This is a genomic window from Pontibacter sp. YIM B11418, from assembly GCF_059278805.1.
On the sequence record NZ_JCAEMH010000001.1, the window covers coordinates 431660 to 446680 of the forward strand.

11 protein-coding genes are annotated in these 15021 nt (G+C 51.6%); 5 read left to right on the forward strand and 6 right to left on the reverse strand.

The features are described from left to right. Positions 1 to 26: 26 nt before the first annotated feature. Positions 27 to 2207 (reverse strand): DNA helicase RecQ, encoded by a 2181-nt coding sequence (gene recQ, locus AC4QZR_RS01840; RefSeq protein WP_253400782.1) that lies wholly within the window; start codon positions 2205 to 2207, stop codon positions 27 to 29. Between the two features lie 68 nt (positions 2208 to 2275). On the opposite strand from recQ, the gene AC4QZR_RS01845 reads away from it, so the two are divergent. Further along, positions 2276 to 3247, forward strand: coding sequence for a KpsF/GutQ family sugar-phosphate isomerase (locus tag AC4QZR_RS01845; protein WP_253400783.1), 972 nt, complete (start codon positions 2276 to 2278; stop codon positions 3245 to 3247). Positions 3248 to 3249: 2 nt separating this feature from the next. Beyond that, positions 3250 to 4326, forward strand: a complete 1077-nt coding sequence (locus AC4QZR_RS01850; RefSeq protein ID WP_494479403.1) for a mannose-1-phosphate guanylyltransferase — start codon at positions 3250 to 3252, stop codon at positions 4324 to 4326. 122 nt (positions 4327 to 4448) lie between these two features. Here AC4QZR_RS01850 and rlmB read toward each other — a convergent pair whose 3' ends face one another. The 4 genes from rlmB to AC4QZR_RS01870 form a co-directional block, all read right to left on the reverse strand. Continuing rightward, positions 4449 to 5294 (reverse strand): 23S rRNA (guanosine(2251)-2'-O)-methyltransferase RlmB, encoded by an 846-nt coding sequence (gene rlmB, locus AC4QZR_RS01855; RefSeq protein WP_494479404.1) that lies wholly within the window; start codon positions 5292 to 5294, stop codon positions 4449 to 4451. Next, positions 5267 to 6520, reverse strand: coding sequence for a GWxTD domain-containing protein (locus AC4QZR_RS01860; protein ID WP_494479405.1), 1254 nt, complete (start codon positions 6518 to 6520; stop codon positions 5267 to 5269). The genes rlmB and AC4QZR_RS01860 overlap by 28 nt, the downstream gene beginning before the upstream one ends. Positions 6521 to 6610: 90 nt before the next feature. After that, a complete protein-coding gene (locus AC4QZR_RS01865) occupies positions 6611 to 9565 on the reverse strand; it encodes a glycosyltransferase family 117 protein (protein ID WP_494479406.1) in 2955 nt (984 codons plus the stop codon). 128 nt (positions 9566 to 9693) lie between these two features. Next, the gene (locus AC4QZR_RS01870) at positions 9694 to 10254 is read right to left on the reverse strand and encodes a T9SS type A sorting domain-containing protein (RefSeq protein WP_494479407.1); all 561 of its coding nucleotides are present in this window, start codon (positions 10252 to 10254) and stop codon (positions 9694 to 9696) included. A gap of 802 nt (positions 10255 to 11056) precedes the next feature. On the opposite strand from AC4QZR_RS01870, the gene AC4QZR_RS01875 reads away from it, so the two are divergent. Continuing rightward, positions 11057 to 11650 carry a YceI family protein gene (locus tag AC4QZR_RS01875; RefSeq protein WP_494479408.1) on the forward strand — a complete coding sequence of 198 codons (594 nt, stop codon included), beginning with the start codon at positions 11057 to 11059 and terminating at the stop codon, positions 11648 to 11650. Here the strand turns inward: AC4QZR_RS01875 and AC4QZR_RS01880 are convergent. Continuing rightward, positions 11643 to 12392 (reverse strand): biotin--[acetyl-CoA-carboxylase] ligase, encoded by a 750-nt coding sequence (locus AC4QZR_RS01880; protein ID WP_494479409.1) that lies wholly within the window; start codon positions 12390 to 12392, stop codon positions 11643 to 11645. The genes AC4QZR_RS01875 and AC4QZR_RS01880 overlap by 8 nt on opposite strands. A gap of 49 nt (positions 12393 to 12441) precedes the next feature. On the opposite strand from AC4QZR_RS01880, the gene rsfS reads away from it, so the two are divergent. After that, complete coding sequence (gene rsfS / locus AC4QZR_RS01885) at positions 12442 to 12816, forward strand: ribosome silencing factor (RefSeq protein WP_253400791.1); 375 nt, start codon at positions 12442 to 12444, stop codon at positions 12814 to 12816. Between the two features lie 68 nt (positions 12817 to 12884). Beyond that, on the forward strand, positions 12885 to 15020 hold the full coding sequence (ftsH, locus tag AC4QZR_RS01890) for an ATP-dependent zinc metalloprotease FtsH (RefSeq protein WP_494479410.1): 2136 nt from the start codon (positions 12885 to 12887) through the stop codon (positions 15018 to 15020). Position 15021: the final 1 nt, after the last annotated feature.

Here is a 15021-nt window from a genome sequence, read left to right on the forward strand (position 1 = left end):
ACGATCAGCACCCAGCCATCAACAATTTAATTCGCATACTCCGACAGGAACTTGATCCGCATCAGGCGCACATCCTCTTCGCTGTAGTCGTCTGTGCCAAGCTCCTTGAGCGCCACCGCTATGTTGTCGGTGTTGGCACTCATGAAGTAGTCGTATATCTCATCCTGGCGCTCATCATCCAGAATGTTGTCGATATAGTAGTTCAGGTTCAGTTTGGTGCCCGAGTAGCAAATGTGCTCAATCTCCTCGATCAGTTCCTGCATGGTCAGGTCTTTGGAAGAGGCAATCTCCTCCAGGTCCACCTTTTTGTCTATCTGCTGAATGATGTAGATCTTGATTTTCGACTTGTTGACAGTGGTCTTTACCACCACATCAGCGGCCGTTACAATGTCGTTTTCCTCTACATACTTGCTGATCAGATCCAGAAAGGGCTTACCGAACTTCTGCACCTTGCCCATACCTACACCGGCTATATAGGCCAGCTCGTCGCGGGTAGTCGGGTATACGGTGGCCATCTCCTTCAGGGACGGATCCTGGAACAGTACGTAAGGAGGAAGGTTCTTCTCCTTCGCCAGTTTTTTGCGCAGGTTTTTGAGCAGATCAAAGAGTACTTCGTCGTGGCCGGCAGCGGCCTGTGTTTCCTCCTTCTCCTCGTCCTCTTTTACCTCCTGCTCAAAATCGTGGTCTTTGGTCAGCTGGATCGGGTGCGGGTTGGCAATAAAGTCGAGCCCTTTTTGGGTCAGCTTCACGATACCAAACTGCTCAATGTCCTTCTCCAGATACTCCGACAGCAACACCTGGCGCAGCACCGAACTCCAGAACTGCGCATCGTACGCTTTGCCGGCGCCAAACACTTCCAGTTGATCGTGCTCGTAGCTTGTAACGTGCTGGTTGCGCAGACCTGTCAGCACCGCTGTGTTATGCTCAATGCTGAAGCGCTCTCCTGTCTGCTGGATGGTTTTAAGGGCCAGCAATGCTTCGTTCTGCGCCTCGAAACGTTCTTTTGGGTGCAGGCAGTTGTCGCAGAAGCCACAGTCTTTTTCGTAAGCTTCTCCAAAATAGTGCAGCAGTTGCTTGCGGCGGCACACGGCCGAGTCGGCGTAAGCGGCCATCTCCTGCAATAGCAGTTTGGAGTTGTCGCGCTCTGTTACCGGCTTGTCTTTGTTGAATTTCTCCAGCTTGATGATATCGTCGTAGCTGTAGAACATGATACAGTTACCTTCCAGGCCATCGCGGCCGGCACGGCCGGTTTCCTGGTAGTAGCCTTCAATGGATTTTGGCGTGTCGTAGTGGATCACAAAACGCACGTCCGGTTTATCGATACCCATACCGAAGGCGATGGTCGCCACGATCACGTCGGCGTCTTCATTCAGGAAGGCATCCTGGTTAGCCATACGGATGTGGGAATCCAGACCAGCGTGGTAAGGCAATGCCTTAATATCATTCACGCGGAGCAGCTCCGCGATCTCTTCAACTTTTTTGCGGCTCAGGCAATAGATCACGCCGCTCTTGCCTTTGTGCTTCTTCACGTACTGGATCACCTGCTTCTTGGTGTTGTGCTTGGGGCGCACCTCGTAGTACAGGTTCGTACGGTTAAACGAAGACTTAAACACCGAGGCTTCGTCCATCTGCAGGTTGCGTTGGATGTCGAGCTGTACCTTCGGCGTGGCCGTAGCCGTCAGGGCGATGATCGGCAGGTTGCCAATCTGGTCGATGATACCACGGATACGACGGTACTCCGGACGGAAATCATGCCCCCACTCCGAGATGCAGTGCGCCTCATCGATGGCTACAAAGGAGATATTGGACGCACGCAGGAACTCAACCGTTTCCTCTTTGGTCAGCGATTCCGGTGCTACGTAGAGCAGCTTCACTTCGCCGGCCAGGGTTTCCTTCTTCACTTTGTTGATCTCCGACTTAGAAAGTGTGGAGTTCAAGAACTGAGCATTCACCCCGAAAGCGTTCAGTTGATCCACCTGATTTTTCATCAGGGCAATAAGCGGCGAGATAACGATGGCAGTTCCCGGCAGCGATAGGGCAGGCAGTTGGTAGCACAACGACTTGCCAGCTCCGGTCGGCATAATCACAAAGGTGTTCTTTCCGTTGATAATATTGTTTATTATCAACTCCTGATTCCCCCTAAATTGATTATACCCAAAAACTTCCTTTAATTTGTTCTTGAGATTGATCTCCGTTTTGGTAGACATGTAATAAATCAGAAATTTAACTGTAAAGCAACGTATCCCCTGTAGGATACCTCTAACACAAATTTAAATTGAATCTTCTTAATAATATAGCCCTTACGGCAAAAAAAGTATTGACTGACGAAGCCGAGGCTATCGCCAGACTGGCAGATTTTATCGACGAAAGCTTCGAAAATTGTGTCAAAGCCATTTTGAACATCAAAGGCCGCGTGGTGGTGACAGGTATAGGCAAGAGCGCCAACATCGCCACCAAGATTGTCGCCACCCTCAACTCGACGGGCACGCCTGCGCTTTTTATGCACGCGGCTGATGCCATTCACGGCGACCTTGGTATGATCCAGCCCGATGATTTTGTGATCTGTATCTCCAAGAGCGGCAACACGCCTGAGATAAAGGTACTTGTTCCTTTGCTCAAACGCAAAGGTGCGCAGCTGGCGGCCCTGGTTTCGAGCACTGACTCATACCTGGCTCAGAGCGCAGACTTCGTGCTGAATGCCTCTGTAGAGCGCGAAGCCTGTCCGCACAACCTGGCCCCTACTACCAGCACCACGGCCGCCCTGGCGCTTGGCGACGCCCTGGCGGTGAGCCTGCTGGAGGCCCGCGGTTTCAGCAGCGCCGACTTTGCCACGCTGCATCCGGGCGGCTCGCTGGGCAAGCGCCTATACCTGAAAGTGGACGACATCTTCCGCCAGAACATGGCCCCACACGTTTCAGAGAACGCCCCGCTGAAGGATATTATTATCGAAATTTCCTCTAAAAGACTGGGAGCCACCGCCGTTGTAAAGGACGGCACGGCAGAATTAGTGGGAATCATAACTGATGGCGATTTACGCCGTATGCTCAACAAATATGATTCGATAGAAGGTATACGCGCATCAGATATCATGACAGCCTCCCCTCTTTCCATAGAGCCTGAAACCTATGCCGCAGAAGCCCTTGCTATCATGCAGGAAAAAAACATCACACAACTCATTGTCACGAAAGCAGGTAAGTTCGAGGGATTCGTACACCTCCACGACTTGCTGAAAGAAGGACTCATATAGACATGAACGAAAACACTTTTGTGGTCATCATGGCAGGCGGCATCGGAAGCCGCTTCTGGCCATTTAGCCGTACCGATTTCCCAAAGCAGTTTCATGATGTGCTGGGCGTAGGCGAAAGCATGCTCCAGATGACCATGAACCGGTTTAAGGACATCTGCCCACCCGAAAACATATACGTGGTAACCAACCGCGACTATGAAAACCTGGTGAAGGAGCAGCTGCCTGAACTGAGCGACAACCAGATTCTGCTCGAGCCGATCGGACGCAACACCGCTCCCTGCATTGCCTACGCCTCCTGGAAGATTGCGCAGATCAACCCGAACGCCAACCTGATCGTGACGCCTTCGGACCACGTGGTACTGAAGCAGGACGCTTTTACTCAGGTAATCAAAAAAGCAGTGGAGGCTGCCGACAGCGACGACGTGCTCATTACGCTCGGCATCACGCCAAGCCGCCCTGACACCGGCTACGGGTACATCCAGTACATCGATGGAGACTCACAGAACATCAAGAAGGTAAAGACCTTCACGGAGAAGCCGAACCTGGAGCTGGCACAGATGTTCCTCAACAGCGGCGACTTTGTGTGGAACTCCGGCATTTTCATCTGGAATGTGCAGAGCATTATGCGGGCCTTCAGACAGTACCTGCCTGAGATAAGCGAAATTTTTGAAGAGGGCGCCACCACCCTGAATACGCCCAAAGAATCCAATTTCATTGTGAAGGCCTACTCGCATTGCCGCAACATTTCCATCGACTATGGTATTATGGAGAAGGTGGACAATGTGTATGTGGTGCTGGCTGATATCGGCTGGTCCGACTTGGGTACCTGGAACTCGCTCTATACCATCAATGAGAAAGACGAAGCCGGCAACGTAGTAGGCGGCGATGTGCTGCTTTACGATACCAAAAACTGCATCATCAAAACCCCGAAAGACCGCTTGGTGGTGGTGGAGGGGCTGGAAGGCTATATTGTGGCCGAGCACGACAATGTGCTGATGATCTGCCGCCTGAGCGAAGAGCAGAAAGTGAAGGAATTCATGTCGGATGCCAAGTCTAAAAAAGGCGCTGAGTATATCTAGCATACTTTCTATACCTGCTGAGGTATAGTTCAGAACGAAAAAGGGGAACGCTGCTGTCAGCGTTCCCCTTTTTCGTTCTGTTTCCGGTAAGCTATACCTTCAATAGGTTAGGCTATACCTGCTTATCTCGGCTCAAAAGTATTCAGGCTTGAATAACCGCTTTCGCGCAGGCGGTGGCTCATAGCCTCATAAAGGATGATGCCCGTGGCAACCGAAACGTTGAGTGATCCGATCTGGCCTATCAGCGGAATACGCAGTTTGGCATCGGCACGCTTGAGGTACTCCGGCGAGATACCATCTTCCTCGCTGCCCATGATAATGGCAGTCGGGCCCACGAAATCCACCGTGTTATCGGTCAGGTTATGCTCAGTCTTTTCTGTACAGGCTACGATTTGCACGCCGTAGTCCTTCAGATAATCGATCGTGTGTTTCAGGTTCTGCTCACGGCAGACAGGCACCAAGTGCAGGGCGCCGGCCGATGTTTTAATCGCATCCGCATTGATCTGGGCGCCTCCCCTGCTCGGTATAACGATGGCATCCACGCCCATACACTCGGCGTTACGGGCAATCGAACCAAAGTTTCGCACGTCCGTGATGCGATCCAGTATAAGCAACAACGGGCTCTTGCCTTTCTCAAAAAGCGAGGTCACGATCTCGTCCAGCGGCATGTAGGTGATGGCTGAAATTAGTGCAACGGCTCCCTGGTGATTTTTGCGGGTCAGGTTGTTGAGTTTTTCGATCGGCACGCTGGCAACCGGTATATCGTGCTTTTTGGCCAGGTCAAGCAATTCATCCGTGTTGGCATTTCGGGCGCCCTTCTGTACAAAGATCTTCTCCAGCACCTTTCCGGCCAGCATGGCCTCTATGATCGGTCTTAGGCCGAAGATCATTTCCATTTTATCCTCCTTCGGAGTTCTGGGGCCGCCATAGCGGTTTCCACCTACAAATTTGTTATTCCTGCTCTCCATCTTGCTACAGTGCTGTACCAGTTCTCCTCGTATTCACGGTTCCGTACCAGCTCAAAGTGATTTTCGGTAAAGGTATTGTCTTTTTTTGTAAATACGAACTTGACGTAGGGCGTCGCCTCTGATTCACGGTAGATCCAGGTTTCGGCATCGGTGCTGACGCTTACGTTGTGCGGCTTGCCATAGATGATGTAGATCATGCCGCGGTCGGTGGCCCAGCCAGGCTTGAATGAGGTATAGAGCTTGTTCGCCGTCTCAACGCGGGTATAGTAGGCCTTAATCAACTCACGCGCCAGCTTCTTATCCTTCGCAATTTTCAGCCAGAAGGCATCCACGGCAGCTTTCTTGTCCTGTGTATTGTAAAGTGCTTCCCGCTCAGCTGAAGTAGTCAGATAAATGAGCGGGGTAATCATGTCCTGCACGCGGGTGATGAGCGGAAAGGTACCGGCCTCCACCACCAGACCCTGTGTAGCGCCTGAACTGGTGCGCAGCAGGTATAGCCCCTCCTGCTCTAAACGAAAGGTATCCAGAACGGCCATCGCCAGCGTGTCTCCGGCAGCTTGGGGCACCGCTGGCATACTCTCCTGGCGCGTTGACATGGGGGGCAAAGCGGGCTGCAAGGTATAGTCTACCCGCTGCGCCGTAAAAGAAGCATTGGTATCGCTTGGCTGCCACAGGTATAGGCTATCCGTAATGGTCGCAAAGCCACGCAGTAGCGGCGCATTCGTCCGCACCTGCAACAGCATAAAGTCTTTCTGCAGCATGTTGGGGTGCAGCGCCAACCGGTGAGACACACCCAGGCGCTCCTGCCCGGCCAGCTTCATCCAAAGTCGCACCTGCATGGTGTTGCCCGCCGCTGCAAACTTGGCAGGTACTGTCACCGGCACCTCTAATGTTCCATTTGACGCAATCCTGTACTGTGGCAGCACCTGCACGGTATCGCGCAGCAGAAGCATATCCCGTTCGGTGCTGCCTGAGCGGATGGTGAAGTCCACGCGGTCTGCGGCCTGTGTCAGGTCGAGCAACTGCCGGAGCTCGTCAAAGCGCAGGATCAGGTGCAGGCTGTCGGGGGTGCTGTAATAGCCGTGCTGCAGCACCACCTCGGGTTGCTCTGATTTGGCGGCAACGGGCGCAGTGTCGCGGTACATTGGCGCATAGGCAATGTCTGAGCTGCCGCACGAGGAGAGCAGCAGTATGGACAGGCAGGTAAGTAGACTTATCTGTTTCATTAGCTTGAAGATAAAGCAGGCACCCGAAAATAGCAAAAGCCGAACACACAAACGGGTTCGGCTTTTGTACTGTTTAACTCTCTATTTTGTTTAACGCCGCATGCGTTGCAGATATTGCACAAACACGTCCTGCAGTTCTTTTGCCTTCTCCTCTTCGCCGATGGCCTGCGCCTCGCCGATAAGCTGCTGCATGATAAACAGGTTGGTTTGTATCTCCATGTCAAACAGGGCGCCTTTTTCGAGGTAGTAGTCCACTGACTCACGCGAGTTTTTGGCCATGTCTTCCCACAGGCTCTTCGCTCTTTCCTCTTCCCCTAAATCCGCCATAATGGAAATAAACTGCGGTGTATAGTAGTCGTAAGGCACGGTGCTTGGCGGCAGTTGCTCAAAGCAATGGTCTACGAGCTCCTTGGCACGGGCATTGTCGCCGCTTAACAGATACTCCGCGGCCAGCTTGCCGAACTTGTCGCGGGCATTGGCGGCGAAACGGAAGTAGTTCTCGTCGTAGAAGATGCTCGGATCGTTGAAGTTGCGGAAGCTGAAGTTCATCATGTTCTTATACATGAGTTCCTTGTTCAGGAAGCCTGGCGCCTCCTCGCTGCTCACCTTAACAGGCACTACGCGATAGGCGAGTCCCTCGAGCTGGAAGTATTCCGACAAGCCCATAAAATCGGCACTGTTCACAGTCGTGGAGAAGTACACCGGACGCTCCCACTCGTTTGTGGACAACAGGTCCAGTATGATCAGGTGTTTCTTCTCCAGCAGCGACTTGTTGATGGTCCACTGCATGCGGTCCGTGATCTGGTCCTGGAAGTCTTTGGCAACAAAGCCGTCCTGCGCAACTTTGTTCTGGTCTACATCCAGGAAGAAGTTCTTGGTTGGGAAACTCAACAGCGAAGTACCGCTACCTGCCTGCACCTGCAGCGCCGGATGATTCTGACGCACCAGACTAATAAACTGCTTCAGGTCTATACCTGCCGCCACCTGCTGGCGCTCTACGTACGGCAGGTAGTCGTTGGTGCCCTGGCGGTAGTTCTCGTTCTCGAGCGTCAGCGGCCATGGCTCGGACTTGTATGCCTGGCGCTTCATCTGATCGATGTACCAATCGGTGTTCAGGTAGCTGAGTACGGCCACGCGCACATCGGTACGGTAACCTTCCACCTCCTGCGCATACCACAGCGGGAAGGTATCGTTGTCGCCGTTTGTGAACAGGATGCCGTTTGGCGCCACGGAGTCCAGTAAGTTTTTAGCGGAGTCTACGGAGTGATAACGGTTAGAGCGGTCGTGGTCGTCCCAGCCTTCTGCGGCCAGTATACCCGGCACTGCCAGACCAATGACGGTGGCAATGGCACCGCTGGTTGTAACGTTGCGCAGGCCACGATTAAGCAGCTCGGCTATACCTAGCACCCCCAGACCGATCCAGATGGAGAAGGCATAGAAGGAACCCGCAAAGGTATAGTCACGCTCGCGCGGCTCTATTGGCGGCTGGTTCAAGTATAGGGCAATGGCTATACCTGTAAAGAAGAAGAGCAGACCCACAATAAAGGCATCCCGCTCGTTCTTTCGTATCTGATAGATCAGACCAACAATACCGAAGATAAGGGGCAGCAGGTAGAAGGTGTTGCGCGCCTTACTGTTGGCCACCCGGTCTGGTATGCCGTCGGTTGGCTTACCAAACCACAGCACGCCCGACTGTTGCACGTCACTTTCGCGACCTACAAAATTCCAAAGAAAATAGCGCCAGTACATGTGCCCCAGCTGGTAGCGGAACAGGAAGCTCAGGTTCTGGCCAAAGGATGGCGCCTGTCCTTCCCGGAGATCTACCCATTTTTTATACTCCTGCAGGTGCTGCGGATTGTCGCTGTAGATGCGCGGCAGGAGGGTTTTGTCTTTGCTGTCGTAAATGGTTTCGAGCTTACGCCCTGCCATCACGTATTTATCTTTGCCCTTTACGTAACGCGGGGCTCCCTCCTCCTGGGCAACAGGCTGCGCGTTGTACTGTGGTCCGTAAAGTAGTGGACGGTCGCCGTACTGCTCGCGCTTCAGGTAGGAGACAAAGCTCAGAATATCGTCCGGCGCATTTTCGTCAATCGTTGGGTTGTAAGATGATCTGATCGGGATGATCATGTAAGACGAGTAGCCGATCAGGATGAAGGAGAAGCAAAGAATGGCTGTGTTCAGCACCCGAAGGTTGCGCTGGATAGAGTAGCGTATACCGTAGATGATGGCTGCCACCAGCAGAATCACAAAGAAGATGATACCCGAGCCGAAAGGCATTCCCAGTGAGTTGACGAAGAACACCTCCACATTTCCTGCCAGCGACGGCAGACCAGGTATAATGCCCCATAGAATGGCCATCACGATTACAGCACTGATCAGAAACGCGATCAGGCCACCTTTCCAGCTTGGTTTGTACAGACGGAAGTAATAGATGAAGGCTAGTGCAGGTATAGCCACCAGGTTCAGTAAGTGCGCGCCAATTGAAAGCCCGATGAGGTAGGCAATCAGGATCAGCCACTTGTCAGAGAGTGACTCCCCTACCTTGGATTCCCAGCGCAGCATGGCCCAGAATACGATAGCCGTGAAGAAAGACGACATGGCGTATACCTCGGCTTCTACTGCCGAGAACCAGGCTGAGTCAGTAAAGGTATAGGCAAGCGCTCCCACGGCACCAGCGCCCATAATGAGTACAGTCTGCCCTTTGGCAGGAGCTACTCCCTCCTCCTTCACCAGCAGGCGGCGCGACAGGATGGTAATGGACCAGAAAAGGAACAACACGGTAAATGAGCTGCAGAGCGCAGAAAGGAGGTTCACCCACCAGGCTACCTGGGTTGGATCGCCGGCAAGCATGGAGAACATACGACCTACCAGCAGGTAGAACGGTGCCCCCGGAGGGTGTGGCACTAAAAGCTTGTAAGAACAGGCGATGAATTCGCCCGCGTCCCAAAAGCTGGCAGTAGGTTCCAGCGTCAATACATACACGGCGGTCGCGATCAAAAACACGAGCCAGCCTACGAGGTTGTTTATCTTGCGATAATCCGTCATAGCAATTTACAAATATTCAGCGTCGAAAATACTAAATAAATTGGTGCCTGCGCACCTTTGGAGAGTCTGCCATAAAAAAAAGCCAGTCTCTCAACTGGCTTTCGCTTTGTAAAGGGTATAGCTCCCTATTATTTCTGAAGAATCAAACGCTTCGTTTCCACGGTCTTATCGTTCACGAGCAGGCTGTAGAAATACACCCCAGCCGGGTATCCTGTCATGTCGAGCACAAACACGTTGGAGTGCGTTACCGGCAATTCGTGCGTTTCCATCACCTTGCCAATCGTGTTCGATATTTTCAGCTTGTAGTTTTCAGCCACACCCACCTGCGACAGCTGCACCCGGGTAATGCCACGCGAAGGGTTCGGGTAAGCATTGATCGAAGGCGTCTGATGCTCAGGCGACGGCATGAAGGCCATGTAAGAGTTGATTACAAATCTGGAAGAGCTGGCGTAGGCCGTTTCTGTCAGGTATAAGCTTTTGCTCTTGTTTTTGGTGTAATCCTTAACCCAGGCAGCGGTTCTGGCATTTTCGGCACGCACATTCGCTTCGGCTTTCTTCTCAGGAACGGCTTTCCAGACGGAGCTACCTCCTTCTTTGGTGGAGAGGGCGCCAGCCTCTTTTAAGCGGCCATCGGCCATTACACTGTATGCTGCCAAATGCGAAACCGCAAAGACAGCCGTTATTATCATTTTTGTAAAAGTTCTCATATATCACACCTCACTTTTCTAAAGGTCCTGGCCACGAGCTGGCAGGCTGTCAAAGATATACCAAAATATAGTAAATAGAAAAAATCTAATTAAAAATGCAGGATACTATAGAAATAGCTATACCTGGAATTTTTACTGTTTTGGATTCGCTCAGACATTATCAAGAACCATGCCTTTCAATACCCTTTGTACCATCATGACCCCATACCTATACCTGAGGTTGCATCGCATGCAGCCAAATTATTCCTCCCGTGCCCTGTGTTACGGCGACATAAATAGCACTTACACTTTCCAATTCTGCTGCTTTAGAGGCGACAATTATATTAATATTATACTATACTATCAATCTCCATCTCACATCACAACACGCCGCCTACATGATTTCATAATTCACTATCACAGACCCAAAATAAGCCTAATCAAGATTTATAAAGATAAAAAGAATCTGATTGAACTATAAAGCCATACATAGAAATTGTGCAACTCATAGGCAGACACCCCGTTACATCAAAAATAAGCAGCTTATTGGACTAATCCTTTTGCCCAGCATCAAATCCGTTAGTCCGATATTTTTTAAAAATAGTTGACAGCAACAAGGTTTCCGCAAGAAACAGAGCAGACACTCTTACCTGGAGAAACAAAAGAGCGCGCAGCGATTGGAGAAGCCAAACAGCAAAAAAATTCTCAGTGACCTGTTATTTTTAGTAAACGGGCTCAACTATCTCTGCGCAGACTAGTTAAATAAAAGGAAGGAAAGCTTACCCGATGAGAAGACGAGACATGTATGAAAAAGCTACTCCTAATTGTATGCAGCCTTTACTGGCTACTCCCGCAGGCACAGGCCCAGACAGGCACCTATAAAGGCATCGGCACCATCGTGTTCGAGGCCGGCGCTCCCCTCAGCCTGATCAAAGGCACCTCCGAGTCCGCCAACGGATTGATTGACCTAGAGACAGGCAAATTCAGATTCGACGTTCCCATCACTTCTTTCCAGTTTCTAAACTCGCTCATGCAGGAGCGTTTCAACGACAAGTACATGCAAAGCAGCCGATTTCAGAAGGCAACCTTTGTAGGCAAGATTACCGAAAAAGGTCCGGGTTCAGCGAAGGGAGAGGCGAAAGTAACTGCTGAAGGCATCCTGACCATCCACGGCGTTTCTAAAAAAAGAACCATCACCGGCACAATTGTACAGAAGGGAAACACCTGGCAGCTTGTGACTGACTTCCCGGTTAAGCTGGCTGACCATCACATCCAGGCGCCCAGGCTAAGTTCGGGCTATGGCGCCAGTACTATGAACGTTTCGCTCAAAATGCCGCTTACGCCCACTGAGCCTGAACCGCAGCAAATTGTAGCCATCAAGAAATTCAGTTTTAGATAAGGTAGGCGATTTCCTTAAAAGCGAAGTAGCGCAGCTCGCCATCCACTTCAAGCGCCAGTCTGCCGTCTTCGTCCACTCCCATGATCTGACCCCGCACCTGTTCCAAGCCAATCTGATAATCATACTCCTCCTGGTAACGGTAGAGCGCCTGCAGGTATTCGTACTTCAGCTTATCAGTTTTTCCACTACGCAGCTCCAGGTAGCGTTTCTCGAGCAGTTCGAGCAGCCTATTCACCAATCTTTTCACGTCGAGTTGCGTACCTATCTCGGCTGCCAGCGAAGTGGCCGTGCTGATTCCGAAATGAAGCTGATTTACGTTTAAACCAATCCCTACAATACTGTGTTGTATGGATTGACTGGTAACTGTATTTTCTATCAGAATCCCGCCAAGCTTCCTGTCCTCGAAGTAAAGGTCGTTGGGCCATTTGATACGGGCCTGCGCCAGCCCCTGTTCGCGCAACAGGTCAAGCACTGCCAGCGAAACCGCCATGTTGAGGTAAAACTGGTGCCTGACAGCCAGAAAAACAGGTGACAGAATTACAGAAAGGGTAATGTTTTTACCTGGCGCTGCCTCCCAGGTGTTGCCCCGCTGGCCGCGACCTTGCGTCTGCTCGTCAGTAAGCACCACACAACCCTCTGTGGCTTCATTTTTGAGGAGTAGCTGCTGGGCTTCTGAGTTAGTGGATGCACATACCGGCAGAAAAAACAGCTGCTGGCCCATAAAGAGCGTATTAGGCACCATAAATTGAACAGAATTTAGTACTTTTGTAAATCAAATTTAAGTAGTACAAATGAAAGAAACCAAGGCTGAGGCCAATTCAGACATATTGGCAGAGCTTGTAGTAAAAGGCATGCAGGAAAAGAAAGCCAGCAATATCGTCGTTCTTAACCTGAAGTCACTCAAAAATGCCGTATCTGATTACTTTGTGATCGCATCCGCATCATCAGACTCGCAGCTTGACGCCATCGCGACTTCCATAGAAGAGGAAATATTCAAAGCCGTCCGCCAGAATCCCTGGCAGAGCGAAGGCCGCACCAACAAGGAGTGGGTGCTGCTGGACTACGTAGACGTAGTGGCGCACGTGTTTCTGAAAGACAAGCGCGAATTCTATGCGCTTGAGGAACTATGGGGCGATGCCAACATCAAGCGTATAGAAGATGCTTAACCCTAAGAAGGAATCCTGAACAAAGAGGGGTTCCTTCCTGTATTTCATGTATCTGAAACAACACATTCATGGCTGAAAAGAATAATAAAGGAAATAATAACAAGAAGAAAAAGCCGATGATACCCCAGACGCCCCCACGGCCTACGATGCAGCTGTGGATGCTGGCGGTACTCATCCTGCTTATTTTCGGACTCACCTGGCTTAACAAGAGCAACGCCTCCGTAGAAACCACCCAGCAGAACTTTGAGGAGATGCTGGTCAGTAACGATGTGAAGAAACTGACCATCGTGAACGGCAAAATCGTGGAAGTATACCTGAAGGACGATGCTCTCAAGAACGAAAAGTATAGCAGCGAGCTGTCGGGTCGTGGCACCTTAGGCAGCGTAGACCAGGGTCCGCACTACCACTTCACCATCATCACAGCAGAGTCTTTTAAAGAGGACTATGAGAAACTGCAGGAGAACATCCCGCGTGAGAATCGCGTGCCTTACACCATTGAGACACGCACCGGTTTCGCTGACTTCTTCTTCCAGTGGGGCTTCCTGATCTTGTTGCTGTTTGGTTTCTGGTTCCTGATGCGCCGCGTAACAGCGGGTGGCGCAGGTGGCCAGATTTTTAACATCGGCAAGTCTAAGGCTGCCCTGTTTGATGCCGAAAACAAAGTAAAGATCACGTTCAAGGACGTGGCTGGCCTGGAAGAGGCGAAAGAAGAGATTCAGGAGATTGTAGAGTTCCTCAAGAACCCAAGCAAATTCACGATCCTGGGTGGTAAGATCCCGAAAGGCGCACTCCTGGTAGGCCCTCCCGGTACAGGTAAAACCTTGCTTGCCAAAGCGGTGGCCGGTGAAGCCGACGTGCCATTCTTCTCACTGTCAGGTTCTGACTTCGTGGAAATGTTCGTAGGTGTGGGTGCGGCCCGTGTGCGTGACTTGTTTAAGCAGGCAAAAGCCAAAGCGCCGTGTATCATCTTCATTGACGAGATTGACGCCATTGGCCGTCACCGTAGCCGTGGCGCAACGCCAGGTGGCAACGACGAACGTGAGAACACACTGAACTCCCTGCTGGTAGAAATGGACGGTTTCGCGACTGACTCCGGTGTGATTATCCTGGCGGCGACCAACCGCCCTGACACCCTGGACTCCGCCCTGCTGCGTCCGGGTCGTTTTGACCGCCAGATCAGCATCGATAAGCCAGACATTAACGGCCGTACCGAAATATTTGACGTGCACCTGAAGCCGCTTACGCTGGCGCCTGATGTAGATGCCCGTAAGCTGGCCGCCCAGACGCCTGGTTTTGCTGGTGCCGAAATTGCCAACGTTTGTAACGAGGCCGCTCTAATCGCTGCCCGTCGCAACAAAAAGGCAGTAGACCAGCAGGACTTCAACGACGCCATCGACCGAGTAATTGGTGGTCTGGAGAAGAAGAACAAGATCATCTCTCCTGGAGAGAAGAAGATCGTGGCTTACCACGAAGCGGGTCACGCCATTGCAGGCTGGTTCCTGGAGCACGCCGATCCGTTGGTAAAAGTGAGCATTGTTCCACGTGGCGTTGCCGCGCTGGGTTATGCGCAGTACTTACCAAAAGAGCAGTTCCTGTATACCACAGAGCAGCTGATCGACGAAATGTGCATGGCCCTGGGTGGACGCGCCGCTGAAGAGCTCGTGTTTGGAAAGATATCTACAGGCGCTTTGAGTGACCTGGAGCGCATCACCAAAATGGCTTACAGCATCGTGACGATGTATGGCATGAACGCTAAAATCGGTAATGTGTCGTTCTACGATTCAAAGCAGACGGATATGAGTTTCAACAAGCCGTATTCTGAGGCTACTGCCGAAACCATCGACAACGAGGTACGCAATATCATCGAGACCGCTTACCTCCGCACCAAGCAATTGCTGACGGACAAGGCGAGAGAACTGGAAATAGTGGCGCAGGAGCTGTTGCAGAAAGAGATTCTGTTCCAGAGTGATCTGGAGCGACTGGTTGGCAAACGTCCTTTTGATGAGCTCACGACTTACCAGGCCCACACTGCCGGTACGGATCGCAGCAAAACAAAGAGCGAAGTAAGCCAGGAACAGCATCCGGTAGAGGTTGGACAGACAGAGCACCCTGAACAAAATGGCCAGGGCGGCGTTCCGGGCACACCTATTCAGAACGATGCATCTGCTAACCCGAATGATACCATCAATAGCAGAACTGCTTGAT

Bases quoted from the DNA above. Each gene is read 5' to 3' on its own strand.
- recQ (WP_253400782.1), bottom strand. From the start codon at position 2,207: ATGTCTACCAAAACGGAGATCAATCTCAAGAACAAATTAAAGGAAGTT.
- AC4QZR_RS01850 (WP_494479403.1), top strand. From the start codon at position 3,250: ATGAACGAAAACACTTTTGTGGTCATCATGGCAGGCGGCATCGGAAGC.
- rlmB (WP_494479404.1), bottom strand. From the start codon at position 5,294: ATGGAGAGCAGGAATAACAAATTTGTAGGTGGAAACCGCTATGGCGGC.
- AC4QZR_RS01860 (WP_494479405.1), bottom strand. From the start codon at position 6,520: ATGAAACAGATAAGTCTACTTACCTGCCTGTCCATACTGCTGCTCTCC.
- AC4QZR_RS01865 (WP_494479406.1), bottom strand. From the start codon at position 9,565: ATGACGGATTATCGCAAGATAAACAACCTCGTAGGCTGGCTCGTGTTT.
- AC4QZR_RS01870 (WP_494479407.1), bottom strand. From the start codon at position 10,254: ATGATAATAACGGCTGTCTTTGCGGTTTCGCATTTGGCAGCATACAGT.
- AC4QZR_RS01875 (WP_494479408.1), top strand. From the start codon at position 11,057: ATGAAAAAGCTACTCCTAATTGTATGCAGCCTTTACTGGCTACTCCCG.
- AC4QZR_RS01880 (WP_494479409.1), bottom strand. From the start codon at position 12,392: ATGGTGCCTAATACGCTCTTTATGGGCCAGCAGCTGTTTTTTCTGCCG.
- rsfS (WP_253400791.1), top strand. From the start codon at position 12,442: ATGAAAGAAACCAAGGCTGAGGCCAATTCAGACATATTGGCAGAGCTT.
- ftsH (WP_494479410.1), top strand. From the start codon at position 12,885: ATGGCTGAAAAGAATAATAAAGGAAATAATAACAAGAAGAAAAAGCCG.